Raw genomic sequence first — 25,537 nt, 5'->3', positions numbered from 1 at the left:
ATTACTTGGACTAGTGCGCAGTTAGTTAGACACGAAAGTACGGAAATGATTGGACTTCGCGGGATCGGCAGCGACAGTTGAAAAAAGTGGTGGCCGTTGGGTGGTCGTTCTGGGAAGGTGATTGGCATTTCACGACCCACAACTGCCCTTCGATCTCTTGTCACCTTAATGACGGTTTCCAATCCACAACGGACTGTCGAGCACTTGCGGCGGTCGACGCGTGATCAGCCTTTTCAGACGGTCCATCGACCTGAATCAGGCGGTTGCGCGACGCTTTCCAGGCATTCGACCCAGCGAGCTCACGCGTGAGTGTCATCCCAGCGAACGCGCACTTAGGTATGATCCATTCTTTTCTTCGACATATCACGTGCGATATGGAAACCACGATCTATAACAAAGAACAGCTGCTCATAGACCTACGTACCTTCGTAGTCATCTTTCGTGCGCTGCTCTATAGCACGTTATTTACACTCAGCGGGGCCAAGGAAATCGGGTTACCGCTAGAGCGCATGGACGTCAACGCAAAGCGGCGCGGCGATGATTGCATCATTCGCGGAGACGAATTCACCCATTTGTTAGCGGATGCGGACGGCACCGAACGGCTGATCAACGGATGTACAACATTTGCACGTGCGAACCTTGTCATAGCGTTCCACGAGCGGATCAAGGGGTACTGTCGCCACAGCACCAAGAAGAACGAGCACTTGTTTCATGAGAAGGAAGGATCAGATCGCGCAGCGCTGCATGTGCTGAAATGTCTTAGAGACTCGGCAACCCATTGGACTCCAGACAAGACGGTCGACTATAAGAGCTGGTATGGAGACGCAATCGAGGCGCGCGAGATCAAGATCGCCAGGGGAATGACCGAGAGTGACCTTTCGTTCTCTAACGCGAAACTAATCGCGTTGCTGGATGATGTTCAACAATGGGTTATCGATAACCTCGAGTGACCGCCGCGCGGTGGAGTACAGGGACGTCAATTCGGCACCGTCAACCCGGCCCTTCGTACAGGCAACAATCTTGGCTCAAACTGTCCCCTACGGAAAAACCGGGACGCCGGCCGCGCCCGGAGTGACGAAGAGGCTTCGATCATCACGACCGCCGGTCTGACTGCGGGGCGTATGTTCGCGGGCGAAGGCCTATGGAAGCCGGCGACAGGCTGCTCATGCTCGGCAAGGGGTGGCGTGTCAATCGTCGCGTGGCAGAATGCAAGAGCCACGGGCGCGAAGGAGATCGTGAAATCGTCGTCCGAGGAGAGGCTCGAACGCGCGCGGCATTGTCGTTGCATTCAGCCTGTCTAACCTCGCTTTCTCTGCCGTCCACCCGACCATCTAAATGTCTTTTACCCGGCCTTAACGGCCCCTCGAATGATCATGCGCCGATGACGGCGGACGACCAGAGCTGGCCGTTAGGCAGCACTAGCCTGGATAAGACGCAGGCCCCATCCCGTCTTTAACGTTCCGTCTTCGCGTTGTATGGGCGCAAACGCCGACAATAGTTCGCTCTTGAACTGCGCGCGCGCTGTTTCCGACATCCTGTCTGCATCGTAAGTGTCCAGCATGTCCAACCATAACTGCTCGGGCGTAGGCGTCCAGTCAACTTCGATGTCCTCGAAGACGACATTAACGAAACCATGCTGGAGTAGTTCGCTCCAACCGGTTTCGCTGCGTGTGCGCGCGTCACCGAGTGGTAGGTGTGTCAGGTTCGCCTTCGCAATCGGCCTGAATATGTCTAAAAAGACTTCACCAACTTCCCCGGTCAGAAAGGCCCGCCCGACGACAGCGGAAAGACTACCGCCTTCACGCAATACCCGACGAATTTCACGGATGACTTGCTCTATGTCGTCCATCAACATCAAAGCCATGTGCGACAGAACGTAGTCGACCGAGCCAGTATCAAGCGACAACTCTTGTGCGCGCTCACTGATTAAGCGAACATCCTGCGGCAGCACCGCCCGGGCAGCGCTCAACTCGCCGTCGCTCATGTCGAGGCCGATCAACTTGGTTCCTGCGTTGCCCCTGTCGTTCAGAATTTGCAGCAGTGGTCCATCACCACATGCCAGATCGAGCACGGTGCGCGACATCCCATCATTCGGCACCCGCTTTGCCAGCGCATGATAGGAAGACGGGTATTCTGCATGGGTGGATCGCGCAGGGTGGTTGCCATAGGCCCGGCGCGTTGCTCCTACCCGGCGTCGATGAAAATCTTTTAAATAGATTTCTGCTTGGGATGTCATTCTTGCGTTACCCGATTGTTCAATTCTTGGTTCTACGCCTGGACTCTGGATCGTCCCTCTCGTGAGGAATTGTCGACGAAGGAGGCCACGATGTCGACTGGCCGTTTCTGGCCGGACCCTGGCTGACGGCGATCGGCGCTATTCGACCCATTGCCGTCGCTCAGACTGGGATTTGGGCCAAAGACCGCTTTGGAAGAAAGCGGCCACTCGATCGCTAAGCATGAGTCGTGAGTTGTCTCGAGTAGATTGCGGATTAATGGGGGTGAAGGCTTGCTTTGGATAAGGTCGAGGACCGACCCATCAGCCTCAGCCGCGAAACGCCACCATCCGGCAATATATTGAAGCGCACATGTGTAACAGGCATGCTTTGGGTCGACACAAAGGTATGAACTCTGTCCATCTCCAGCTTTTGCTCGCCGAGCAACACCGGCCAGAACATCGATTGCGTAATCAGGGACTCGTCCGTTCCGGCTCTGACGAACGCGCCTTGTAGCGAGCATCGGTCTGCAAAATTCCCCTTGAAATGCGCCGTGTCGACGCTGATCTGACTAATTTCGCCGGGCGTCGCCAATTCGATGATGCACCAGTCGCAGCCTGGTTCGCGGCGTCGGCGGGTTTCCCAGCCTTCGCCCATGTTGGCGGCACGCGTCGGCAACAGCAGGTTCGATGCCGACCCGTAATGCTGATTGTTCGCGGCGACGATTCGCGCACCGTTCATGGCGGACGCGAGATCGAGTTCGACGCCTGGCGACAAGTCCCGGTGAGGCTGGCCGTACACGCGCAAGCGGGCAACACCGCCATCCGGATAGATGTTCAGGCGCACGTGTGTATAGATGTCGCGAGTGGCTGCATCGATCGCACGATAGTGATGCGCGTTGCCGTTCAGCGCGGTCGCCGCCAGCACCTCAGTCCATGGCGCATGGGCGGGCGGAATATCGTCGTCGCAACGGCAAGCATCGATAGACGCGGCCGGCGGAAAGTTGCCGGTGAAATGACTGGTGTCGATATCGACGCCCATCAGTTCCCCTGCCACGCTTAACTTGACGATACAAAAATCGTAGCCCGCCACGCGCTTGCGGCGCGATTCCCAACCGTCCATCCATTTACCGTTGTCGTCGTATTTGCTGGCGATGAAAACGGCCGGATTGGGATCGAGCATGCGCGCCATCGGCGCAAAGAAGTCGTCGCTGGTGAGCACGGCCTCGGCACCGAGGCGCGGGTCCGCGAGGTTGATGCCGGTGCGCGTAAAGGCAGGGGCGCCGGGATCGAGAGTGGGTAGAGCCATGTATCGTTGAGCCAGATGATCGGTTGATGAACGGGGACGCTCAGGCGAGCGGAACCCACGAGTGCGTGCCCTGCAGATCCGACTCGAAATCGTCGAGCACGACAATGTCCACAGGCTTCGGCGTGTTGTCGCCCTGCCCCTGGATCTTGACAATGTCCTGCGGGCAGGCTGAGAACGCGACGAAACAATCCATTTCCGCACGCAATGTGATGAATTCGCCGGGCTTCGTCACCGTGGGTAACGTATGCAGTGTGATGCCGTCGGGCTGCACGCGGATGTTCATGAAGATGTTGAACGACGCAAGATTTTGGCGAGGCGGTGTGACGCCGAGTTCGAACATGCCTTCGAACATGTTGTCGCAACAGTTGCGATGATAGCCACGCACGCCCAGGAGTTCGTAGCGCTTGCGATCGCAGGCCGCCATAAAAGTGTCGTGGACACCCGGCGTTGTATCCTCGACGACAGTCAGCACCGGATGACGCTGATTGGTCACGAAGCTGTCGCCGACCACCGGGTTGAGCCGCTGGTTCCACACTCGCGTGGTTTCCATGCACATGTATTCGTTCAGGTCGTACGCATTCCAGGCCCAGCAATCCACCACCTGGGTACCATGCGTATTGATGACGCGTACGGCTTCGCCTGCTTTCAGCCGGACGGCTTTGCCGTGGCCGGCGGGAACAGTCGACGTGGGTTGATTCGTGTAGCTCATGATCATTTGGTTTCCGGGTTGAAGCGGTAAAGGAATTGCTGGAGACGGGGCGACGATGGCGTATCCAGCACCGTTTTGGGCGGCCCCTGTTCGACGATGCGTCCGCCGTCCATGAAGATCACGTGGTCGGCAACATCGCGGGCGAAGCCGATCTCGTGCGTGACGACGATCATCGTCGTGTCCTTTGCGGCGAGACCGCGCATTACGCCGAGCACTTCCCCGACCAGTTCCGGATCGAGCGCGCTGGTCGGCTCGTCGAAGAGGATCACTTCCGGCGTCATCGCCAGCGTGCGTGCGATGCCCACACGTTGCTGCTGTCCGCCCGACAGGTTCGCCGGCATCGCCGTGTGCTTGCCGCTCAAACCAACCTGGCGCAGCGCCTCTACCGCAAGATCGCTCGCGGCAAGGCGGCTCATCCGCTTGACCGACAAAAGGCCCTCCATCACGTTTTCGAGCACTGTCATGTGCGGCCACAAGTTGAAGCTCTGAAACACCATTCCTATCCGGCTGCGCTGCGTGCGTATTTCGCGGTCGGGCCGCGGGCTGATCGAGCCGTTCGCATTTTCGCGCATGCCAATACGCTCGTCGCCGATCCAGATCGCCCCATCATCGGGCGGAGAAAGCCAGTTGAGGCAGCGCAACAGAGTCGATTTGCCGGACCCGGAAGGGCCGAGTACGCAGACCGTTTCGCCGCGCGCGACGCTCAGGTCGACGCCGTCGAGAATGCGATTCTGACCAAACGACTTGACGATGGCGCTGGCCTTCAGTGCAACGGGCGTCGTGTTGCCGGACGGGTTCATGTAATTCACCGGGGCGAAGCGACCCGTTGGGCGCGGCCAAGACGGCGCTCCCAATGACGGGTCGACAGATGGATAACAGACGTCGCGGCCCAGTAGACCAGTGCGACGACGAAATAGACTTCCAGTGGCGCGTAAGTCTCAGACACGACGGCCTTCGCGGCAAACATGAACTCGTGCACCGAGATCATGGAGAGCAGCGCTGAATCCTTGACCAGACCGATCGACAGGCCGGTCAGCGTGGGTAGCAACAGCGGCATCGCTTGTGGGGCGATGATGCGTCGCGCGATTCGCGCCGGCGACATGCCTATGGCCACACCCGCTTCGATCGTGCCCGCAGGCACGGCAGCGATGGCCGCCTGAATCACCTCGGCGACGTACGGGCCGTAGTAGATCGCGAGCGTCACGGTGCCGATCAGCGGAGCCGGCAGCAGCACGCCGAACTCCGGCAGCACGAAGAACGTCACATATAGCAATACGAGCAAAGGCAAACCGAGCGTCAAGGCGGTGTAGCCGCGAATCAGCGCGACCAGCCACACTGCGCCGCGACGTTGACCGATCGTCAGCAACACGCCGAGTACGCCCGACATGACCGCGCCAGCCGCACAGAGCCAGATCGTGCCCCCCAGCCCTTGCACGAGTTCGGGCCAGTAGCCCGACAGAACCCCGAGGTCGAACGTCATCGATTGCCTCCGGTTGCGATGCGTGGAGCATGTGCTTCGCGCGGCTTGCGCTGCACACGTCGTGCGGCGTAGATGACCGGCAGCGCGACTGCCAGGTAGCCGACGCTGACCAACAGCATCACTTGCGTCGATGTATAGGTGCGAGCGATCACGATCTGCCCCGCATACGTCAGTTCGGTGACGGCAACGACCGACGCGAGCGGCGTGGTCTTCAGCAGAATCGTGAATTCGTTGATGAGCGCGGGCAGGCTCGCTTTGAGCATCTGCGGCAACGCAATGCGCAGCGCAATACGGATTGGCGACATGCCGAGCGCGATCGCGGCTTCATACTGACCGGTCGTCACGATCCGCAAGTTGCCGCGCAGGATTTCCGCCGTGTAGGCGCCGCTGTTCAGGCCCAGAGTCAGCGCTGCCGCCAGCATCGGCCGACCGCCCAGCCCAATCAACGGTAGTGTGAAGAACAGCATGAACAGTTGCACGAGCGCCGGCGTGCCTCGCATGAAATTGATGTAGAGGCGCGCAAGCCAGCGTAACGGCGCACAACGCGTCAGTTGCAGCGCCAATGCGAGATGGCCGAACACGACGCTGCCGATCGCGCCGAGCAGCGTCAGTTCCACGGTCAGCAACCAGCCGTCGATTAAGGTCGGCAGGCTGTGGATCACTTGTGGGTCGAAGCCCATTGCGGCGTTTTCCCGGAATCAGAGTTCGTCGAGTTCTTCTGCGGTCGACAGTTCGAGCGCACCGGGAGTGTCGTTTCCCGCAATGCCTGTGCAACACGCCGACACGATGAATACCATGTCCGTGACGACGCGGCAGGCGATGAAATCGCCAGCCCGTGTGGTGTTCGGCAGCGGCTCGATACAGCCATCGCGATGCAGTGCGACGTGCATGAACAGGTTGATCGGATCGGGGATTTTCGGCGGCTTGAGGCCGAGCGTGGCAATCACCGCGCCAACCGATTCGACGCAACCTGTTTGGCCGGCGTAACCGTGTTCGGCGAGATAGGCGGTCGTGGAGGCAGGCAGCAACAAGTCGTGCTTGCCGCTCGTGTCCTTGCCGAGGACCATCAGCGCGCGGCGACGGTTGCTGACGATTCGCATGCCTGCCTGCAACACATAGGAATTGCTGAAAACGCGTGTGTGATGAACCGACATATAGACGTCGTCGTTAATCCGGCTGAAGGCGAACATCGAGGCAACGGCACCGGGTTGCCTGGCCTCGATGCGAAGAATCTGGCCGGCTTTAACTTCGATGGCGCGGCTTTCGCCGGCTGGCACGGCGATGATTTGCGGCGGCAGCGCAGCGCGCGCGGGCGGTTCTTTGAGAAGCAGCATGATTGAGTCCGTTCAGGCGGCGACGAATGTCGCGGGCAGGATGGAAATGGCGATGTCGGTGACCTTCAGGCCATTGCCGGGAATGATGTCCTGCGGACACGATGACACTGCGCACACCAGGTCTTCGAGCACATCAAAGGTGATGTAGTCGCCCGCCTTGCTGGTGGGGTCGGTGACCTGCATCCGGCAGTCGGCGGTGACCGGACCGTTCTGGAACAGATTGAACGGCTCGGGCACATCGAACGACGACAGTCCGTACAGCGCGAGACCCACGTGCATGTTGTCGAGGCAGTTGCGATGCCCGATCACGTTGAAGTCGACCGTAAAGCGCGTGTCGTCGCACGCGGGCACATTGGCATCGTGAACGCCGACGGTGTCCTCGACGACCCGCAACAGCGGCCGGCCCAACGACGAATACAGCGCGTCGCCGACATTGAAAAACAACGTGCGAAGCTGTCGGCGCGTATGTGTCGGCGACAGCTTCTCCGTATGGTTCGAGGCGACGAGTGCCACGAAGTCGGCGGCTTGCTGCCCTTCGACATCGATGATCGTCAATCGTTGGCCGGCCTTCACTTCGAAAGTGCGGCCGTGCCCTGCCTTGACGGTGAGAGTCTGAACTGGATCTGTCATTTGATTCGGCATGCTGGCGTTACTGCTGGGGAATGAAGTCGGACGTCGGCGTATCGAAGCTCACGCCGAGGCTGGCTTTTTGCAGGCGGGCGAGTTCGCCGGATTTCTTCATCGCGATGATCTCGTCGCTGATCGCCTTGTTCAGACGCGTGTCGTCCGGCCGAGTCGCCAGCGCGATCCATTGCGACGGGCCGAGTTCACCGGTCGACTTGAGTTTGCTCGGGTTCTGCTTGATCACGCCGGCCAGCACGGTGATATCGTCGAACACGAAATCGGCGCGGCGCGTCAGCAAGGCGGCGACCGTCTGGTCCACGCTATCCACGCTGATCAGCGTGATCGGCGCGAGGCCCTTGGCCTTCAGCGTTTCGTTGAACTGTTTGAGAATCTGCTCGGGCGCGCTGGCGCTCTTGACCGCCGCGGTCAGGCCGGCCAGCGATTCAATCGTGGCTTTCGCCGGGATCTTCTTGAAATCGGCGCGGACGAGTGCGCCGTTGACGGTCTTGCTGGTCGGGACCACGTATGCGAGACGCTTCGCACGTTCAGCAGTCACGTTCAATGCCGACCCTTCGATATCGAACGAATGCGCGAGCAGGCCGGGGATGATGCCGCTGAACGCGAGACGCTGATATTCGATCTTCACGCCCAGGTGCTTCGCAACAGCCGCGAGAATCGCGGGATCGAAGCCGACAATGTTGTTGTTTGCATCGGTGTACTCGTATGGCGCGAATGTTGGATCGATGCCGACTGTCATCGTGCCGCGGCTCTTGATGTCGTCGAGCGTATCGGCACTGGCGGCGACGGTGTTGATCAACGCGGCGAACGGCAACAACGCGGCAAGGGCAAGGCTGGAGAAGCGGCGCTTCGACATCTTTGAAAACTCCCGTAGACAGGTGGACGATGCAAGACGTAATGCATGATCCGTACCAGTGAAGACAGTGAAACGCGTGTTTCAGGAATTTAAATCGGAAAACATGTGTTTCTAAATGGTCTTGAGAGAAACAATCATTTCACGTTCGTGCCCGCAGACCTATAATGAAGCCCATACCACACGGCGCCGCCCTGCACTCGTGCCGTGCAGGCAAGTCTACGTGCACGCTTGCGGTGCCGAAACCGCACCACGATGCGTAACTCCCTATCCATCAGCCCAAATGCCAACCGCTCAAACAAAAAAAGAGAAGCGACCGCCAGCGTCTATCGAAAGCCGGATTGCGGAGTGTTACGACGAACTGTCTGAAATCGATCAACGGCTTGCGGACGTGATTCTGAGTGCGCCGGGGCAACTGGCGATGCAAACCGCCACTGAACTTGCGTCCAGCGCGCAAGTGTCGAAGGCAACCGCCACGCGGTTTTTTCAGAAGCTGGGGTATGCGTCTTACGACGACGCCCGCGCGATTGCGCGCGCGGCACAGGTCGGCGGTTCGCCGCTGTATCTCCAAAACAGGGGCCGTAAAACGGCGGGGTCGAAACTCGACGATGTGATCCAGGCGCATCTGCAACACGAAGTCGAAAACATGGCGAACACCTATCGTTCGCTCGATACGCAAGTGCTGAGCGAAGTGGTCGACGCCATCGCGCAGGCGCAGCGGGTGGCGATCATTGGCTATCGGCATAGCCATACCGTCGCCACGATGATTCGGCGAGAGCTGATTCAGGTCCGTTCGGACGTGATGTTGCTGCCCGCGCCCGGCGACACGATCGGCGAATATCTAGCCGACCTGAACGCGAAGGATCTCGCGATCGTCATCGGCCTGCGCCGCCGTGTGCCTGCGGTGGGACTGGCGACGGCCGCGCTGGCCGACGCCGGCGTGCCGGTTGTGTATATGTCGGATGTGATTGCAGGCAAACCCGCGCGACTGGCGCGCTGGGTGATCCGCTGTCACACGGACGGCCTGATGCTGTTCGACAGCAAGGCCGGTATGACTGCGGTGGTCAATCTAATCTGCTCGCTGGTCGCGGAGCGGCTGCTCGATCGCAGCAACAGCCATTTGCAGCGCGTCGAAGTACTGCACGACAGCTTGCGTGAACTGGAGTGAACCCGGCTTCAGCAGAAATTGACACCGTGTATTACAAAATTGTCGCGATCGATGTACTTGATTATCTCTTTCCGAGATTGCTTTGTTTCAGAATTGAATTCGCCAATGACCGCTTCTAAGTAAATGAGCAGTCGTCCAAATTCGTTGGAAATTCTTCGTTCGACTGTCTGCTTTGTCTGGCCGGACCCTGGCTGACGGCGATCGGCGCTGTCCGACCCACTCCGATCGTTCGACTTTCTCGATAGCTGACCTCGACATGGTGTACGGACCGGATCCAACACGTCGCCCAAAATTATCCCGTTGCGCTAGGTCGAATGACTTCGGGGCATTGCTGAGGTATGTCAACTACATTTATAGTTGACATACAAAAATGGCGTGCTAGCATCTACTAAACCTTTAGTAGACGGAGGTACTTTTGGAGATCATCCTTACCGACCGCGAGGCCGACGTCATGCAGATATTGTGGGAGCTGGGACCTTCGATAGTCGCAGACGTCCGTGTTGCTCTCCACGATGAGCTTGCCTACACAACCGTGCTCACGATTCTTCGCACGCTTGAAACCAAAGGTTACGTTTCGCATACCGAGGAAGGCCGTGGTCATCGGTACTTCTCTACAGTGAAGCAGCAGGCTGCTCGGAAGAGCGCGCTGCGCCATTTGACAAGCAAGCTTTTCAAGGGATCGACTGAGCTTTTATTCGCACAACTGGTCTCTGAAAGGAACTTGAAACCGGACCAGATTCGTCGCATGCGAGAGTTGCTGGACAAACACTCCGACGAGGAGAACTCTTGATGCTGACATGGATGGCGTATGCGATCTTGGTGTCATTGGTTCTTTCTATAGCCGCTCTTTGCGCCGAGCACTTAGCCCGCCGACGTAGGGCTGCAAGCCGGTGGTATTGGTTGATTGCAATCATTACTTCGTTGTTGATCCCGACTGCCATGTCGTCGATATCAATCAAAGTACCCCAAGTCTTCAGCCCCACGGTTTCGCAGAAGGTAGTCGCTCTCAGGCAGGTCACGTCCGCACATTTGTCTCCACTCACCTGGATCGACGTTACGATTGCTCCGTCCAGGCTGGAAACAATGGATGCAGTACTTAAGCGCGGATGGTGTGTCGCATCGCTTGCTTTGTCGTTTCTCCTTTTTGTAAGCGCGTTAAACCTGCATTCCAGAAAAAGAAAATGGGAGACAAGTACGGTCGCGGGAACGGCGGTTTATATTTCTGAAAACGTTGGACCGGCAGTCGTCGGCCTTATCCGACCGCGCATCGTTGTTCCCACGTGGCTGACACACTCATCCCTCGCCCAGCAGTCAGCGGTTATCTCACATGAAAAGTCACACATTGCGGCAGGCGACCCGCAACTACTGGCAATGTGCTTGTGCCTGATCGTGCTTATGCCGTGGAATCTCCCGATCTGGTGGCAGTTAAGACGGCTTCGATGTGCCATCGAGATTGACTGCGACGCACGAGTACTGAAGGGAGGGCAAGATTTCACGACCTACGGTGAGACTCTCATCGCCGTCGGCGAGCGCCAGTCGCGTTATATCGGGTCTGTCGCAGGTATGTCGGAATCGCGATCATTCCTGGAAAGACGGCTGCGCATCATGACTCACAAAGCTGTTAAGCCCAGATTTATAACCGCCGCCTTTCTCGTATGCAGTTCAATCGCGCTCGTAGTTTTTGCAGCGCAAGTGAGCCCACCTGACATGACCCAGCCATCGGACGACCACCAATACATCCATCTCGCCCCTGACATCGTTGATCGCTTCGTTGGAACCTATAAGGCAAACGAATTCTCGGTGCTGAGGGTTACGCGGGATGGCGACCGTATCTTGACCACGTTCACCGGTGAAAGAACGATCGAGAATTTTCCGGAAAGTGCGACACAGATCTACGCTCCATCCGTCAAAGGCACGATCAACTTCGACGTGGACCAGCAAGGCCATGTGACGAGGGCGGTTCTACATCAATTTGGAAACACGCTCGAAATGCAACCTATCGATCCGGCGAGCGCACAGCAGATCGAAGCCTTTGTCGCTGACAAGATCAAAACCCAGACGGCTACCCCGGGCAGCGAAGCGGCCCTTAGGAGCTTGATCGGAGGGCTTGTCGCCGGGAACCCCAACTATGCGGAACTGAGCCCGGCACTGGCGAATGCGACGCGTGAGCAGCTTCCTCGCTTGAGAGAATCGCTAAATCGACTAGGCACACTGCAAACTCTGACGTTTATAGGTGTCGGCGGAAAAGGCTGGGACGTCTACCAGGCTCGCTTTGAACATGGATTCACGATCTGGCGGTTAGCCTTACTTAGCAACGGGATCATAGACGGAGCATTGGTGACTTCAGGTCCTTAAGGCGATACGAAAGGCCCGCAATTCAGTGCGACCCTTTTCGAAATTTCTGACACTAAAGCTGAACTTCGCCCCATCGTCTTAAATCGGCCAGGCCGGCCGTGGTCATGGGTTGGCGAGCGAAGCGTCCATCCCGGGGCGAATCTATCGCTGCCGATCGCACCCGATTGACCCGGTCCAGTTCTGCCGCTGAGAGCGGTCACACTAACATCAGCGATAGTCGCGCGTTTTCACGAGAAGCTCTGGATCTACACGGATTCATTCTATTGAAAGGAAGTTCGATGCTGAACGATCCAAGCAAGATAGGTTTGGGCGATGTCGATGCGTACGCCGAAACACTTGTGCGCGACTGGCACGCACCGGGGGTCGGCGTAAGCATTGTCAGAAACGATGAGGTATTGCTAGCGCGGGGCTACGGCCATCGCGACGCTGCGAATGCGCTGCCGTTTACCGCCTCGACGCTGTTTCCGATTGCGTCGAACACGAAACTGTTCACCGCGATCGCCGCAGGGTTGCTGGTCGAACGTGGAGTGCTTACCTTCGATGAGCCGATTCGCAATGCAGTTCCCAGTCTGCTATTTTACGATCAATCACTCGACGCCGCTGTCACGTTACGCGACATGCTCGGGCACAAAACCGGCGTGCCTCGCTATGACATGATCTGGTACAGATCGGACTATTCGACAAAGGACCTCTTTGAGCGTGTCCGGTTCATGAAGCCGATCGCTCCGCTGCGATCGCGAATCATCTACAACAACATGATGTACGAGGCGGTTGGCCACATCATCGAGTTGATAAGCGGAAAGCCGTGGCATCAGTTCGTCAAGGATGAGATTTTGACGCCGCTTGGGATGCACCGGACCTTGTTCACGTACGGGGAAGCTAAAACAGATCACCAAGGGGACTACGCGATACCTTTCTCCGAACGACGCGAAAGCGATGAATTTTGGCAAGTACCTGCTCCGAAAGACGATGAATGCAGTCCAGCGGGCAGCATTGTCGCGAGCCTGGGTGACATCGCACGGTGGTCGATCATGCTGATGAACGACGGCCTGATCGACGGCAAGCAACTCATCCCTGCGAGTGTTCTAAACGCGACGCTCGCTCCCGGCTTGCCGTGGCCAAACGAAATGAACGATGTTCTAGGCTTCGAGTGCGATCTCAATGGCATTTATGGCATGGGGAGGATGACAGCGGTGTTTCGCGGGCATCTATTGACAAGCCATGGCGGTGCCTTGCGCGCGTTCCATTCGCAGGTGTCATATTTGCCGAAAGAGAAGATCGGCATCTCCGTATTCGTGATCGGCGACCATTGCGCAGCGCTCAGCAATGCGATCGGTTTTGACCTCTATAGTCGCGCGCTTGGTCTCGACGCGACCGACTGGACGGCGCGCCTGTATGAGTTTGGCGTAAAGGAGAAGAACACGATGCGCAAGGCGCGGGAACGCTCGGTGCCGCGAGGAGTTCCAGATACGCGCCCATCACACGACTTGGGAGATTATGTCGGCTCATACGAGCACCCTGCATACGGACAGCTGCATATCACGACTGACGGCACACAACTTCGATTCGGTTTTCGCCATATCAACCAGCCCCTGAATCACTTCCATTACGACCGTTTCGACACCCCAGTTGACGAGGCAGACGGCGCATGGTCGGTTTTATTCCTTACTAGCGCCCTGGGCGACATCGATCGTGCGGCGATGCGTCTTGATGAGGCCGAGGCCGTGTTTGTTCGTCGGCCGATACGTCCTGATGCGGAGTTGCTTGCAAAACTAGTCGGTACCTATGAGACACCTTTCGGCGTAAAGATCGGCATCAAATTAAGTCGTGACGGCGACATCTTGTTATGCAGTCCGGGCGAACCTGCAAACGTACTCGAAACATTTGTAGGCATGCAATTTCGCAGCAGCGCGTTTCCCGACATCACGTTCGAATTTGTCCTTGAGGAGGGTCGCGTGATAGCGCTTCGTCACTGGGATGCGCATGCGGAAATTGAATGGAAGCGTACTAACAACGCTGTACCCTGACGCTTTAAACATGTTGCATGTTCCGCTACACAAAAATTTATTCTGAAGGACTTGTTGCTGAGAGATAGGCGAAGGATTGCAAAGGTCGTTTGCTGACGGTTCGCAACATTGGTCTGACTGTTCGCTCCTGGCCGCTGTCTGCCTGACCCGATCGGAGGCACCCCACCCTGAAAATCGCTTCACGCTATCCAAAGCCAGAAATCTAGTTCGTGGGTTTGGCACACCGGCCGATGCATCATGGGCCCGTGATGTCGCGCAATTGAACAGCGGCTAGCGGCGTCTCAAGAATTTCATCGTCAATCTTCTCGACTCGATAAGCAGTCGAACCGGGTGCCCAAGAAACCACCTTCTCGATCTCTCGATCCGCAAAAAGAACAGCAGCGCGATCGTCGATAGCCACGGTCCGCGGCATCCTTCCAAGGCGCATTTCCGATAGAAAATTAACGCGTCGCTCTGGAATATTGATGTTGCTGTAATGGGCTGCGCAAGCTCCTGGAATCAGGCCCAAACCGCGCTGCAAACCATAATTCCCCTGTTCAAACGGCCCACCTAAGCCCGTCTCAAACCAACACATGGCGCCTGCGCTCATACCGGCGAGGAGAATACCTTGGTCCCACGCTTCGGAAAGAGTGCTATCCAACCTCCACTCGCGCCAAACCGCCAGCGCCGACCGGAGATGTCCACCACCAACGAATATTGCGTCTTGACTCAAAAGCCGATGCTTATAGTCAGTGTAGGGAATTACGTTGGAACCCCATCCGTTGAAGAACGAGAGATTTGACGTTTCGAAGCCTAGCGCTCCATAGGCGGCATGGAACTTGTCGATTTGTGCGGCGTTATCTCCGCTAGGAGTTGGAATAAAACAGATTCGCGGGCGGGACTTTCCCAACAACTCTTGTATGTAGGCGTCGATGGGTGACGGCTCCTTTTCAGTCGTAAATCCGCCGCCACCAATTGCAAGAATCCGTCGCATTTATCCTCACTTCCTATGGAAAGGTGCTCGCATTCTTGACGATCTACGAGCCAAAGTCGATTGGCGGTTTTTGGCCGAACCGAGTCCGACAGGTTCCTCAGTCGTGTAGCTCAATGCGGTAGCGAAGAGACTCAGCGAGCCCATAGGCCGCCGTCTTTCTGAAGCGCTCCATCAAGACACCATTGCAGGCTGCGATAACCCTTTGCGAGGCTATGTTTTCGGGATCAACTGTTAACTCGACATAGGGCAAACCCTGTCGCTTCGCTTCGCCCAGCATCAAATTGAGCGCCTGCCGTGCGTAGCCGTGGCCTCTCTTCCACGGCACGACCGAGAAACCGATATGTCCGAGTACATACGGCGGCAGTTCGGCGGTTCCGGCCTGCCAACGAAATCCGATCGCGCCGCAAACTTCGCCGTCCCAAACCCATCGGACAACGCTTGGCAGGCGGGCGACAGTCGAGCCATCAGGCAAAGGAATCGGGCCGCCCGATGCGGTCGGGTCATCCAGACCGTCGACAAACGCCTCCGCGTTCACTTCGATAGCGTGCAATTGTTCGCGTGCAGCGACCTCTTTACGAACGTTGTCAGGTGACCAACCCGCCTCAAGGGCAGAAATGTAGCTCGGCAGCAATGCAGTCGTAGGTCTCAATAGTTCAATTGCGTGCATTTTTTGTTCGGTGCGTGTAGGGAGCAATGATTGTCAACAGTTTAAGCGGCGCCGTTGAATGTCTCAAAATGGCCGGTTAGCGCCTCACGCAACCAGCATATGCGGCCGGAACTTCACAAAGCTGCAACCAGCAGTACGCGACCCGAAGCGGTCCCATGAGCAGACAGAAAGCAGTCGTTCGGTGCGTGGGGCAAATGATTGAGGTCCGGAGGAACTGATGCAATCATGATGCTCGGGAGCACCGCTCGCCTTCGGGAAAAATGGAAATGATTTCACACGTTTTTGTGGGCGTTACCGACTTTGATCGTGCCTTCAGGTTTTACTCGGCAGTTATGGAAGATCTGCGGCTCGAGTTGAAGTTCTGCGAGAGAGACAGACCATGGGCAGGCTGGATGGCAGCGTCCGCACCCCGTCCGCTGTTCCTGATAGGCCGACCATACGACGGCAATCCGGCTCATTGTGGAAACGGCCAGATGATTGCGCTGCTAGCCCCTGACCGTGGAGCAGTTGCTAGTGCGCACGCCAGCGCTCTGGCGACTGGGGGCTCATGTGAAGGGGCACCTGGCCTGAGACCCCAATATCACTCTCACTACTACGGTGCATACTTTCGAGACCCTGACGGAAACAAGATTTGCGTTTGTTGTCACGACCCGGTGTCGGCGTAGCAAGGACACTCGATTCCTAAACACTCATTTCGTCATCTGGCGTCACGCCGCTGCCCGCAACAATGGCTCACTGTTGCACGTCGACTGATTGTGGGCAATCCCGAAGGGCCGATGTGGCCGGACCCGGAAGTACGCGGTCGACCCGACTAGCACGAGACTTGATCGAATGCCGAACTTCCCTGGCCGACCCTATGCGGTCTTCCTCGAGGGCGGGGTTGACCGCCGGAAACCGGAGGTTCAGTCCCATTGCCGACTGGTGTTACTGCCGACTTGTCACGGGTTTCGCTGAAGTGCAGATATTGGCCCGATCCACCAAAGAAGCGAATTCAACCAAGGATGAGTTGCACCACTTCTTTATGCCGGACCAGCCGCCCGGCATGCGGCTAGCGTGCAGAGAACATCTCCACCACGCTTTGAGGAGCGCCGTTGCCGAAGAAGCGCCGATGATTCTGAGCCGTCTGATCAGCGAAGGTGGCGCTGCGAGGAAAGAGCGCCCGTTCATACGTCGCCAGCGCGGACTCTATGTCGCCAGGATGGTCGCGCAGCGCTTGGCCGAGTTCGGCGCCATCAAAAATAGCGAGATTGGCTCCCTCGCCCGCGAACGGCGACATCAGATGAGCAGCATCGCCCACGAGAGTAACGCCGGGAACGCGTTCCCAACGGTGGTCGACCGGCAGGGCATGAATGGGCCTCACGACGGGCGCAGTGTCGCTATCGGTGATCAATGCCCGAAGTTGGGTGGCCCAACCCTCGAACTCATTTGCGAGGTGTTTCAATGCGGTCGCGGGCTGACTGAAGTCGATGGCGCCGATCCACGCTTCAGACCTGTTCAACGCGACGTAGGTGTGCAGCGTGCCGTTCGCGTAACGGTGCGCCAGAATGCCTTTGCCCGGCTCGACCGCCATCAGCGTGCCGCTGCCGATTGCCTTCGCGCTGGCTGCGTGTCGGATATCGCCGTCAAAGAGACTGATCTCCACGAAGGTCGTGCCGATGTACGCTGGCTTTGCAGTAGAAACAAGCGGACGAACTCTTGACCATGCTCCGTCGGCCCCAACCAGCAGATCTGTTGTCGTCGAGCCGTCGGCAAATACCAGGTGGTGCTGCCCGTCGGCGAGGCGGTTCGCCTGTGCGAGCTTGCAGCCCCACCGGATGGCGTCTGCAGGCAGGGACTCGATCAAGAGACGACGCAGCGCGCCCCGGTCGACCTCAGGCTTGGTTGTACTACCCGAGCCGGGCTTGTCGAGCAGGACGTCGCCGTGCCTGTTGACGACACGCTTGGCATCTTCGCCTGGGAGTGCGAGGTCGAGGAACTCCTCGTGCAGACCAGCGGCCTTCAGCCCAATCTGGCCGTTGTATTCGTGGATGTCCAGCAAGCCGCCCTGCGCTCGCGCATCGGGCGATGCTTCGGCTTCGTAGATTGTCGCGGGGATGCCGTTGACGTGCAGGACACGTGCCAGCGTCAATCCGCCAAGTCCGGCGCCGATGATGGCGATGCGGGGATGAATCGGAGGATACGAGGAGTCGAGGTGGCTTTTCATGGCGCGTTCCGGTAACTACGAACATGCGCGCGGGCGCGCGAGAGTTCATAGGAAGTCCGACATATGTCGGGGGAAACGCTGGCCAACCTTGCTCGAAGAAGCTTGGGTGACGTGTACGCGGCTATCCGATAGCGAAGCTCAAGAGCAAAACAATCAGACGGCCGTTTTTCGCGGTATTCAAGCACGAATTGTCGCACGGGCTGTCACCCCGGGCAATTCATGCGTCGTTAGGAACTGCGTTCCGGCCAACGGAACCACATGGCATTCATGTATGCAGTTCCGACCGACGTGAAGAGGATGCCTGCCGGAAAGCGGCCGCTGGCGAATGGCCGCACGCAGCCTTCCACAACCAACGCAACCCAAGCCAATCTCGCCTCCAGCGAGTCTAAAATTCGCGTCACAAATCCGATAAATCCAAGTTATTGATCGTTAAAGAAGCGCAGTCTAACGAATTCGGCATCTCCAGCCTATCAAGCCAAGGACCACCTACCCCGCCTTCAACAGCGCCACCACGCCCTGGCGGGTCACGCGCCGCAACGCGGAACCAATCGCCGAGAACATCTGGAAATCGCCGCTACGCGCAAGCATTGAGCTAAAGGCCGGCACAGCCTCCCGCGCGGCCATGTCTGCCCGGGCTCCGTCCCGAATCGCATCGCTGGCGTTGTCGAACACCTCCCGTACCGCAGTGTGTGCCGCCGTAACCTGGTCGAGTGCCTGCACCACACGGCGCAGCGTCGCGCGTTGCGCCATCGGGTCGGCGACGCTCCACTTCTGCGGCTCGACGGCGCCCGCCAGTGCTTCGGCAACAGCTCTGCTGGGCTGTCCCCCCGGAAAGCGACTGCCACCGCCCCGGATCATCAAATGGTCGCGCAAGCCGGGCCAATTGTCTTCGGCTGTCGAGAACACCAGCGCGCCGCCTTTATCGAGCGATGCTCGAATGCCGGCCGGCGCAAGCGTGCGATCGAGCTGGTAGACCGTGGTGGCCGTGTCGTGACGGCCGGCGCTGATCGCCAGAGACACCGGCGGCTTGCCTGATCCCTTGGGATAAAAGTTAAGCGTTTCCGCGTTTTCGGTCTGCAGCAGCGAGCGCAGCTCGAACCCGCGAATCCGGAAAAACTGAGGCGCCGCGCCGTCCTCGTGAAAGGCGAGGTCGCTTCCCAGCGTGCCGCCCGTCGCGGCATGCCGCCCACTCCAGTGCACGTTAACGCGGTTCAAGCCGTGGTCGACTTCCATGCGGCTTGCCGGCCGGCCGGCCAGACTGCTGGCCAAGGCCCCCTTCAGATCGAGCAACTGCTGCCCGGCTTTATCGAGGAACGCCAGTGAACGTTGGGAGCCGGTGACCTGCTGGTTCAGGCGCGTCTGACTAACCGCGAATGCGATCCGCGAGGCACTTGCAACGTTGGACGAAGGCGCGGGCCCGGACGCGGTCTTTGCGCCCAGGTGCGCGATCGCTGCGGTAGCGCCTACGCCGCCGCTTCCGACGGGCGCGCGTTCGCCCCGCACGATACTTGCCGAAGCGCCTTGCACATTCATATCGCGCCTCGCGTCACAGCAAGTCGAACAGCGACAATTGCGTCACCCGCTCGTACACTTTGTAGGTGCCTTGAATCGATGTCATATAGCCGTTGAGCGCTTCCATCGCCTCGGCGAAATCGACCTGCCCGACGATATACGTCGCCTCATCATTGGAAACAAGCATCGCCGCGTGGTTCTCGTCCAGCAGGGACAACGTGTTCTGCGCGCTCCCGAGGCCCGAGATCTTCGCGCTGATCGACCCAATGCCCTCGTCCAGATCATCGAGACTTGCAACCAGGACGGCGCGCGTCGCAGGGTCGTTTGCATCAACGTTCGGATTACTGATTACCGTCACCGCTTCGTCGATCCGGTTCAGCAACCCGGCGAGATTTTCCACGCTGACATTGCCCGCCTGAGTCACGCCGTTGCCGATTACGACTTGCTGCTGAGCGGTGTTTCCGTCAAAGCGGTAGCGCGATCCCACCGGCGCTGCCGGATCGTAGACCATCGCCGGCGTCTCGGTGCGCGTGCCGGCGAACAGATAATGGCCGGCACTATCCCGGGCGTTAGCCGACTGAAAAAGATTGTCCTTCAACGTGCGCAGCGGACCCGCCATCGCGTTGAGATCGCTGGGGCTGTTACTCCCGTCAGCGGCCCGGAGCATCAGATCGTGCCCTTCCATGACGTCTTTCAGCATGCCGTCCAGATGAATTTCATTCTGCTGCAGGCGGATCGACAGCGCACCGATGTTGCCGCGGTACTGTGACAGCATCGAACTGTCGCGTTCGAGCAGCGCGAGCCGCACAGTGCCGATAGGGTCGTCCGACGGCCGCAGAATCCGGTTGCCGCTTGAGGTTTGCGCCATCAGGTCCGCGATCTTTGAATTCGATGCGCGTAGCGTCGAGAGCATGTTGATGCCGAAATGATTGCTTGCAATGCGCATGGCCGCTCCTCTTAAAACATCGCCAGCGTGGCATCGAACAGTTCGTTCGCCACCGCGATGACCTTCATGTTGGCCTGATACATCTGCAGATACTCGGAGATGTTCACGGCCTCCTCATCCATGTTCACGCCGCTCACCGATAACCAAGCATCCTCAGCGTAGTGGCGAATGCTGGTGGCCGTACCCAGCAGCGCCTCGTTCTGCTGGCTGGCGGAACCTACTTTGCCGATCAGCACCGTGAGGGCATCGCCTATCGACACCTCGCCAATGCCCGGTAACGTGATGTTGTCGCGGCGCAAGCCGATCAGCTTCAGCAGGTTGTCGCTGTTGCCAGGCTCGTCGGGATTGCCCGAGAAACCAAGGTCTTGCTGAGTGAGACCCGCGCGCACGTTGAGCAGGCCCGTAGCCGGATCGAAGTCGAACAATGCCTGGCCGGGCTGGCCGTTCATGCCGTAGCCGGCCGCCAGCGTGCTGTTAAAACGCGTGGCGATTTCGCCCGCGAGGGTCTTGATAGCTTCCATCTGCGGCAGCAGCGTCGTGTCGACGAAGTTCGCAATTGCGCCCAGCTCGCCCCCAAGCGTGCCGCCGGTCAGCGGATAGGCCGTGCCGGCCAACTTGAGCGAGAACGAAAACGTCCCGTCGGCATGATTTTGCACGCTCATTGTGCCGACCTGCGACCCCGCGACCAGCGGCGGCCCACCGGCGATCGACACGTCGACCGCGCCGCTCGGCTGTTGCAAGGTGCGAATTTCGACGAGCCCGGCGAGCGCGTCGATTGCGCTATCGCGCTGGTCGATCAGCTCGGACGGCACGCTGCCGCTTGCATACCCGTCGCCGATCTTCTGGTTCAGATCGGCGATGGTCCTGGATAGCCCGTTGACCTGGTCCACTGCCGCCACGCCATGCTGCCGCGCGGCGCCAAGTTGGCCGGAAAGCCTCTGCTGCAGGTTGTTAAAACCCTTGGCCAACGCATCCGCCGACGACAGGAACTGCTGGCGCAGCGGCCCCGAGGTCGGGTCGGTGCTGACCTCCTGGAGTGCATTGAAGAACGCATCGAGCCCGGCCTTGACGCTGCCGTCTCCCATGTCCATCACATTTTCCAGCTGGCTGAAATACGACGACGCGGTCTTATATTGTCCCAACGGCCCGTTCGCGGCCCACATCTGCTGCGTCTTGTAGTCGTCCGAAAAACGGAGCAGCGACTGCACGCCGACACCGCCCGTCGAATGCGCTGCCAGCAGCACGCCCTGGCGGGAATACCCGGGCGTTTTCAGGTTGGCGGTATTGCGGCCAGCCATGTTCAACGCCGCCTGCGCAGCGAGCGTGCCGGACAGGCCAATGTGGATGAGGCTCATGTGCGTCTCGTCAGGTTAGGAAATCCAGGGGGAACGGGTATGCCGGGAGTGTCGGGTGTGTCTTTGCGCGGGCGCGGCGTGCAACGCCGGTCAGCGCCCGGTCGGCGTTTGACCGCTGGCAGGCAGCATCTGCGCGACGATGCAGTCGGCAATGCCGAACGCTCGCTGGTTGGCAAGCGAGTCGGCCACCAGCAGATTCGCGTGATCGAGCATGCCGGCGCTGGCCTCATCCTTGGGCGAATCGTCGTTCGCGTTGATCTGTGCCGTTGCCTTGCGCATCTCGTTCAACATCTGCGCGATGAACATGCCCTCGAAGCGCACCGCAGCGTCCGTGACCTTTGCACGGTAGGCAGGATCGTCCGCCTGCGAAGCAGGTTCAGCGGGCCGGGCGGCCGATGCTTCACGTGCTGTCAGCGGGTGGTTGAATGGGATATCAAGCATGCATGCTTCCTCAGATCACTACGAGTTCGCCGGACAACGCGCCGGCTTCAGCCAAGGCCTGCAGGATCGCCATCAGGTCGTCGGGGGTCGCGCCGGTGCTGTTGATCGTGTCGACTATCGCCTGCAGGCTTGCCCCGGCCGGCCACTGAAACGCTCGTCCACCCGGCTCCGAAACGCTCAGCTGGCTGACCGGTGCGGCAACCGTCGTGCCGCCCCCCAACGGATTCGGCTGGCTGACCGCAGTGCCTTCCGAAATCGTCACCCTCAACGCGCCATGCGAGACGACCGCCGGCTTCACGGTCACCCCCTGACTGATAACGACCGTGCCGGTCCGCGAGTTAAATACGATGCGCGGGGTATCGCTGCCCTGCTCGACCTTGATGCCGATCAGCCTCGCGACAAAAGCCACGCGGCTCGTCGGCTCGTCCGGTGCGGCCACCTGCACCGAGGTTGCATCGAGCGTGGTTGCAATGGGCCGATTGAAATTGCGGTTGATGGCGTCGACAATATTGGTCGCCGTCTGGAAATTGGGCCGCTTCAGGTTCAGGTGAACGGACGGTGTCGCGTCGAGACCGGTGCTGATCTCCTGTTCAATGGTCGCGCCGCCCGGAATGCGCCCACTGGTCGGCGTATTGATGGTGATACTCGAGCCACTGCGCCCCTGTGCCGCGAGGCCGGGAATCACCAGGTTGCCTTGCGCCAGCGCGTAGGTTTCGCCATCGGCCGCAAGCAGCGGCGTCATCAACAGCGTGCCGCCGCGCAGACTCTTTGCATCGCCAAGCGATGAAACCGTCACGTCGATCGTCTGTCCCTTGCGGTAGCCCGATGGGAAAGTCGCGCTGACCATCACCGCTGCGACATTGCGGGCGCGCATAGTGGTGCCATCGGGCAAGCGCACGCCGAACTGCTTGAGCAGGTTCGTGACAGACTGACCCGTATATTTCGCCTGAGTCCCGTCGCCGCTACCGTTCAGGCCAACGACGATACCGTAGCCAACCAGCGAATTCTCGCGCACGCCGTCGACGTTCACCAGGTTGCCCACGACCTGCGCATGGACGAGCCCGGCAAGACACGCGAGCCACATTCCCAGCAGCATGCCGATCAGTCGGTTCGGTTTCATCGGCAACTCCTGTCAGAAGGGGAACCAGGGACTGTTGAAGAACCGCGTCAGCCAGCCCGGCTCGTTCGCATCCGCGAGCGAACCCTTGCTTGAGTACTGAATGCGCGCATTCGCCACGCGTTGCGACGACACGCGGTTGTCCGTGCCAATATCCGCCGCGCGCACGTAGCCCGACAGTCGCACGGTTTCCTCGCCCTGGTTCAGCATCAGTTTCTTGTCGCCGCGCACCTGCAACAAGCCATTCGGCAGCACGTTCTGCACGATCACCGTGAGCGAGCCACGCAGCGCGTTCTGCTGCGAACTCGCGCCCGAGCCGCTGAAATCGCGCTTGGCACCCAGTTCTGCATCGATCGGCACTTCCGCTCCCCATACGCGCGGCTTCGTGACCACGGCGCTGCTGCTCTTGCCGATGCTGGTATCGCTCTTCTTGCTGGCCTGCGTCGCTTCCTGCAGTTCCACGGTCAACACATCGCCGACGCGAAAAGCCCGGCTATCGGACGTCAATGACCATTGCGAACCTCGCACGAACACGCCGCCGCCCTCGCCCTTGCGGACATTGAACGCCATGTCCGGCATGTCTTCCGGCTCGGCGGCGGATGTGCCCACACCGATCGCCGCACAGCCGCCAAGGCCCAGCACGCTTAATACCAGTGCGATGGAAGCACCCATGCGCGCCACGGTCATCAGCGGGCCGCCTGCGCCAGTTGCTGCATCATGTTGTCCGCGGCACTCAACACTTTGGTATTCATTTCGTAGGTACGCTGTGCCGCGATCATCTCGACCATCTCTTCAACAGCCGTGACGTTCGAGCCTTCCAGCGCGCCCTGCTTGATCTTGCCCAGCGAATCGACGCCCGGATCGCCCTCAGTCGGCGCACCACTGGCGGCTGTCTCCAGGTAGAGGTTGTCTCCCTGGGCGAGCAGGCCCGCAGGGTTGACGAAGCCGGCGAGTTGCAGGCGGCCAACCTCGGTGCCGGTGGCCGAGCCGGCGGTCGTCACCGAGACCACGCCGTTGTCGCCAATCGTGATGCCCGTTGCTTCTCTCGGAATCGTGATGGCCGGCAGGATCGGCAGGCCCTGCATGGTCACGAGACGGCCTTCTTCATTCGGGCGCAACTGGCCGGCCCGCGTGTAGCCGGTCTCGCCGCTGGCCATCTCGACCTGCAGGAAGCCGTTACCAATGATCGCCAAGTCGAGCGGTTGGCCTGTCGTCTGCAACGCGCCGTCGGTAAAGACCTTCTGCGTGCCGACGAGGCGCGTGCCGTTGCCCATCTGGGCGCCGGCGGCATTGGCGGTGTCGTTCATCTGTCCGCCGGGTTGCTGCTCGGTGCGATAAAAAAGATCCTCGAACACGACACGGTCGCGCTTGTAGCCGACCGTGTTGACGTTCGCGAGATTGTTGGCGATAGCCTGCAATCGGGCATCCTGCGCCTGAATACCGGACTTGCTGATCCACATGGCGTAATTCATGACCGTGTCCTTGCCTTTGCTGTCCTGCGAGAGGGTTATGAGCGAATGAGACGATTGCCGGCGTCCGCCATCTCGTCGGCGACCTTGAAGAGCCGCATCTGAATTTCAAACGACCGGGTCAGCGACATCGTCTGCATCATTTCTTCGACCGCAGACACGTTGCTGCTTTCCAGATGCGCGCCCAGCACCAGGACGCTGTCGTCCTGCTCGAAACTCGTTCCCGAGCGCGACACGATCAGGCCTGCTTCGTTCTTGATGAGATCCGTAGGGTCGGGGTTGACGAGCATCAGCCGGTCAACCGTCTGCGTCTCGTTACTCCCTTCGGGCACAATCGAGATCGTGCCGTCCTGGCCAACCGTGACGCCATGGTTTGGCGGCAGCATGATCGGACCGCCTTCACCCAGCACTGCGCGCGCGCCCAGCATCAACGCGCCGTCGCCGGTCACCGTAAAGCTGCCTGCGCGGGTGTACGCCGGCCCGTCGCCGCTCTCGACCGCGAAGTAGCCCGCGCCCTGGATGGCGACATCGAGTGGCCGGCCCGTCTCGGTCAGCTTGCCGGGCGTACTGTCGAGCCCGCCGCTGCCCAGCGTCGCAAGGTGGCGCGAATCGTAGCCGTAACCGTCCACCGCCATGCTCTCCGATGTCGCCACGTCCGCGCGAAAGCCGCCGGTGTTCGTGTTGGCAAGGTTGTTCGCACGCACCTGCAATCCGCGCAGCGCGCGGTCCGCGCCGCTCATTGCCGTATAGATGAAAGCGTCCATG

At 59.4% G+C, this 25,537-nt stretch carries 26 protein-coding genes; 6 read left to right on the top strand and 20 right to left on the bottom strand.

What is annotated here, in order from left to right; all coding sequences use genetic code 11:
• Positions 1-374: 374 nt before the first annotated feature.
• A complete protein-coding gene (locus ACSQ36_RS39665; RefSeq protein WP_436186326.1) occupies positions 375-950 on the top strand; it encodes a hypothetical protein in 576 nt (191 codons plus the stop codon).
• A 458-nt stretch (positions 951-1,408) separates the two neighbouring features.
• Here the strand turns inward: ACSQ36_RS39665 and ACSQ36_RS39660 are convergent, their stop codons facing one another.
• From ACSQ36_RS39660 to ACSQ36_RS39620, 9 genes are all read right to left on the bottom strand, one after another.
• The gene (locus ACSQ36_RS39660; RefSeq protein WP_436186325.1) at positions 1,409-2,236 is read right to left on the bottom strand and encodes a class I SAM-dependent methyltransferase; all 828 of its coding nucleotides are present in this window, start codon (positions 2,234-2,236) and stop codon (positions 1,409-1,411) included.
• Positions 2,237-2,489: 253 nt separating this feature from the next.
• Positions 2,490-3,521 carry an allantoicase gene (alc, locus tag ACSQ36_RS39655; RefSeq protein ID WP_436186324.1) on the bottom strand — a complete coding sequence of 344 codons (1,032 nt, stop codon included), beginning with the start codon at positions 3,519-3,521 and terminating at the stop codon, positions 2,490-2,492.
• A gap of 40 nt (positions 3,522-3,561) precedes the next feature.
• Positions 3,562-4,230, bottom strand: a complete 669-nt coding sequence (locus ACSQ36_RS39650; RefSeq protein WP_148223132.1) for a DUF1989 domain-containing protein — start codon at positions 4,228-4,230, stop codon at positions 3,562-3,564.
• A 2-nt stretch (positions 4,231-4,232) separates the two neighbouring features.
• Complete coding sequence (locus ACSQ36_RS39645; protein WP_213762723.1) at positions 4,233-5,030, bottom strand: amino acid ABC transporter ATP-binding protein; 798 nt, start codon at positions 5,028-5,030, stop codon at positions 4,233-4,235.
• A gap of 5 nt (positions 5,031-5,035) precedes the next feature.
• Positions 5,036-5,710 (bottom strand): amino acid ABC transporter permease, encoded by a 675-nt coding sequence (locus tag ACSQ36_RS39640; RefSeq protein WP_213762724.1) that lies wholly within the window; start codon positions 5,708-5,710, stop codon positions 5,036-5,038.
• The gene (locus tag ACSQ36_RS39635; protein ID WP_436186323.1) at positions 5,707-6,390 is read right to left on the bottom strand and encodes an amino acid ABC transporter permease; all 684 of its coding nucleotides are present in this window, start codon (positions 6,388-6,390) and stop codon (positions 5,707-5,709) included. The genes ACSQ36_RS39640 and ACSQ36_RS39635 overlap by 4 nt, the downstream gene beginning before the upstream one ends.
• 18 nt (positions 6,391-6,408) lie before the next feature.
• Positions 6,409-7,044, bottom strand: coding sequence for an urea carboxylase-associated family protein (locus ACSQ36_RS39630; protein ID WP_436186322.1), 636 nt, complete (start codon positions 7,042-7,044; stop codon positions 6,409-6,411).
• Positions 7,045-7,056: 12 nt separating this feature from the next.
• The gene (locus ACSQ36_RS39625) at positions 7,057-7,674 is read right to left on the bottom strand and encodes a DUF1989 domain-containing protein (protein WP_213762727.1); all 618 of its coding nucleotides are present in this window, start codon (positions 7,672-7,674) and stop codon (positions 7,057-7,059) included.
• Between the two features lie 19 nt (positions 7,675-7,693).
• The gene (locus ACSQ36_RS39620) at positions 7,694-8,542 is read right to left on the bottom strand and encodes a transporter substrate-binding domain-containing protein (RefSeq protein ID WP_011494413.1); all 849 of its coding nucleotides are present in this window, start codon (positions 8,540-8,542) and stop codon (positions 7,694-7,696) included.
• Between the two features lie 280 nt (positions 8,543-8,822).
• Here ACSQ36_RS39620 and ACSQ36_RS39615 point away from each other — a divergent pair, with 280 nt between their 5' ends.
• From ACSQ36_RS39615 to ACSQ36_RS39600, 4 genes are all read left to right on the top strand, one after another.
• A complete protein-coding gene (locus ACSQ36_RS39615; RefSeq protein ID WP_213762728.1) occupies positions 8,823-9,707 on the top strand; it encodes a MurR/RpiR family transcriptional regulator in 885 nt (294 codons plus the stop codon).
• 415 nt (positions 9,708-10,122) lie between these two features.
• A complete protein-coding gene (locus tag ACSQ36_RS39610) occupies positions 10,123-10,497 on the top strand; it encodes a BlaI/MecI/CopY family transcriptional regulator (RefSeq protein ID WP_047895418.1) in 375 nt (124 codons plus the stop codon).
• On the top strand, positions 10,497-12,062 hold the full coding sequence (locus tag ACSQ36_RS39605; protein WP_436186321.1) for a M56 family metallopeptidase: 1,566 nt from the start codon (positions 10,497-10,499) through the stop codon (positions 12,060-12,062). The genes ACSQ36_RS39610 and ACSQ36_RS39605 overlap by 1 nt, the downstream gene beginning before the upstream one ends.
• A 104-nt stretch (positions 12,063-12,166) precedes the next feature.
• Entirely contained in the window at positions 12,167-14,089 is a 1,923-nt protein-coding gene (locus ACSQ36_RS39600) for a serine hydrolase (RefSeq protein ID WP_436186320.1), read from the top strand.
• A gap of 235 nt (positions 14,090-14,324) precedes the next feature.
• On the opposite strand, the gene ACSQ36_RS39595 is transcribed toward ACSQ36_RS39600, so the two are convergent.
• Complete coding sequence (locus ACSQ36_RS39595) at positions 14,325-15,062, bottom strand: peptidase E (protein ID WP_213762731.1); 738 nt, start codon at positions 15,060-15,062, stop codon at positions 14,325-14,327.
• Positions 15,063-15,159: 97 nt separating this feature from the next.
• Entirely contained in the window at positions 15,160-15,693 is a 534-nt protein-coding gene (locus tag ACSQ36_RS39590; protein ID WP_436186319.1) for a GNAT family N-acetyltransferase, read from the bottom strand.
• Positions 15,694-15,995: 302 nt separating this feature from the next.
• Here ACSQ36_RS39590 and ACSQ36_RS39585 point away from each other — a divergent pair, with 302 nt between their 5' ends.
• Positions 15,996-16,394: a VOC family protein gene (locus tag ACSQ36_RS39585; RefSeq protein WP_213763029.1), complete on the top strand. Its 399-nt coding sequence runs from the start codon at positions 15,996-15,998 to the stop codon at positions 16,392-16,394.
• Positions 16,395-16,777: 383 nt separating this feature from the next.
• On the opposite strand, the gene ACSQ36_RS39580 is transcribed toward ACSQ36_RS39585, so the two are convergent.
• The 9 genes from ACSQ36_RS39580 to ACSQ36_RS39540 form a co-directional block, all read right to left on the bottom strand.
• Positions 16,778-17,932 carry an FAD-dependent oxidoreductase gene (locus ACSQ36_RS39580; protein WP_436186318.1) on the bottom strand — a complete coding sequence of 385 codons (1,155 nt, stop codon included), beginning with the start codon at positions 17,930-17,932 and terminating at the stop codon, positions 16,778-16,780.
• 486 nt (positions 17,933-18,418) lie between these two features.
• Positions 18,419-19,465: a hypothetical protein gene (locus tag ACSQ36_RS39575; RefSeq protein WP_436186317.1), complete on the bottom strand. Its 1,047-nt coding sequence runs from the start codon at positions 19,463-19,465 to the stop codon at positions 18,419-18,421.
• A gap of 13 nt (positions 19,466-19,478) precedes the next feature.
• Positions 19,479-20,390: a flagellar hook-associated protein FlgL gene (gene flgL, locus ACSQ36_RS39570; RefSeq protein WP_436186316.1), complete on the bottom strand. Its 912-nt coding sequence runs from the start codon at positions 20,388-20,390 to the stop codon at positions 19,479-19,481.
• Positions 20,391-20,401: 11 nt separating this feature from the next.
• Positions 20,402-21,745: a flagellar hook-associated protein FlgK gene (flgK, locus tag ACSQ36_RS39565; RefSeq protein WP_436186315.1), complete on the bottom strand. Its 1,344-nt coding sequence runs from the start codon at positions 21,743-21,745 to the stop codon at positions 20,402-20,404.
• A gap of 90 nt (positions 21,746-21,835) precedes the next feature.
• Positions 21,836-22,186, bottom strand: a complete 351-nt coding sequence (locus ACSQ36_RS39560; RefSeq protein WP_436186314.1) for a hypothetical protein — start codon at positions 22,184-22,186, stop codon at positions 21,836-21,838.
• A 10-nt stretch (positions 22,187-22,196) separates the two neighbouring features.
• Complete coding sequence (locus ACSQ36_RS39555) at positions 22,197-23,282, bottom strand: flagellar basal body P-ring protein FlgI (RefSeq protein WP_436186485.1); 1,086 nt, start codon at positions 23,280-23,282, stop codon at positions 22,197-22,199.
• Between the two features lie 36 nt (positions 23,283-23,318).
• Positions 23,319-23,990 (bottom strand): flagellar basal body L-ring protein FlgH, encoded by a 672-nt coding sequence (gene flgH, locus ACSQ36_RS39550; RefSeq protein WP_436186313.1) that lies wholly within the window; start codon positions 23,988-23,990, stop codon positions 23,319-23,321.
• Positions 23,990-24,775 carry a flagellar basal-body rod protein FlgG gene (flgG, locus tag ACSQ36_RS39545; RefSeq protein ID WP_213762740.1) on the bottom strand — a complete coding sequence of 262 codons (786 nt, stop codon included), beginning with the start codon at positions 24,773-24,775 and terminating at the stop codon, positions 23,990-23,992. Before flgG ends, flgH begins: the two co-directional genes overlap by 1 nt.
• Positions 24,776-24,810: 35 nt before the next feature.
• A complete protein-coding gene (locus ACSQ36_RS39540; RefSeq protein ID WP_213762741.1) occupies positions 24,811-25,536 on the bottom strand; it encodes a flagellar basal body rod protein FlgF in 726 nt (241 codons plus the stop codon).
• Position 25,537 lies beyond the last annotated feature (1 nt).

The organism is Caballeronia sp. LjRoot34 (genome assembly GCF_964253815.1).
Classification (GTDB): domain Bacteria; phylum Pseudomonadota; class Gammaproteobacteria; order Burkholderiales; family Burkholderiaceae; genus Caballeronia.
Note: the sequence above shows the minus strand (reverse complement) of the source record. Positions and strands in the feature narration are given on the sequence as shown.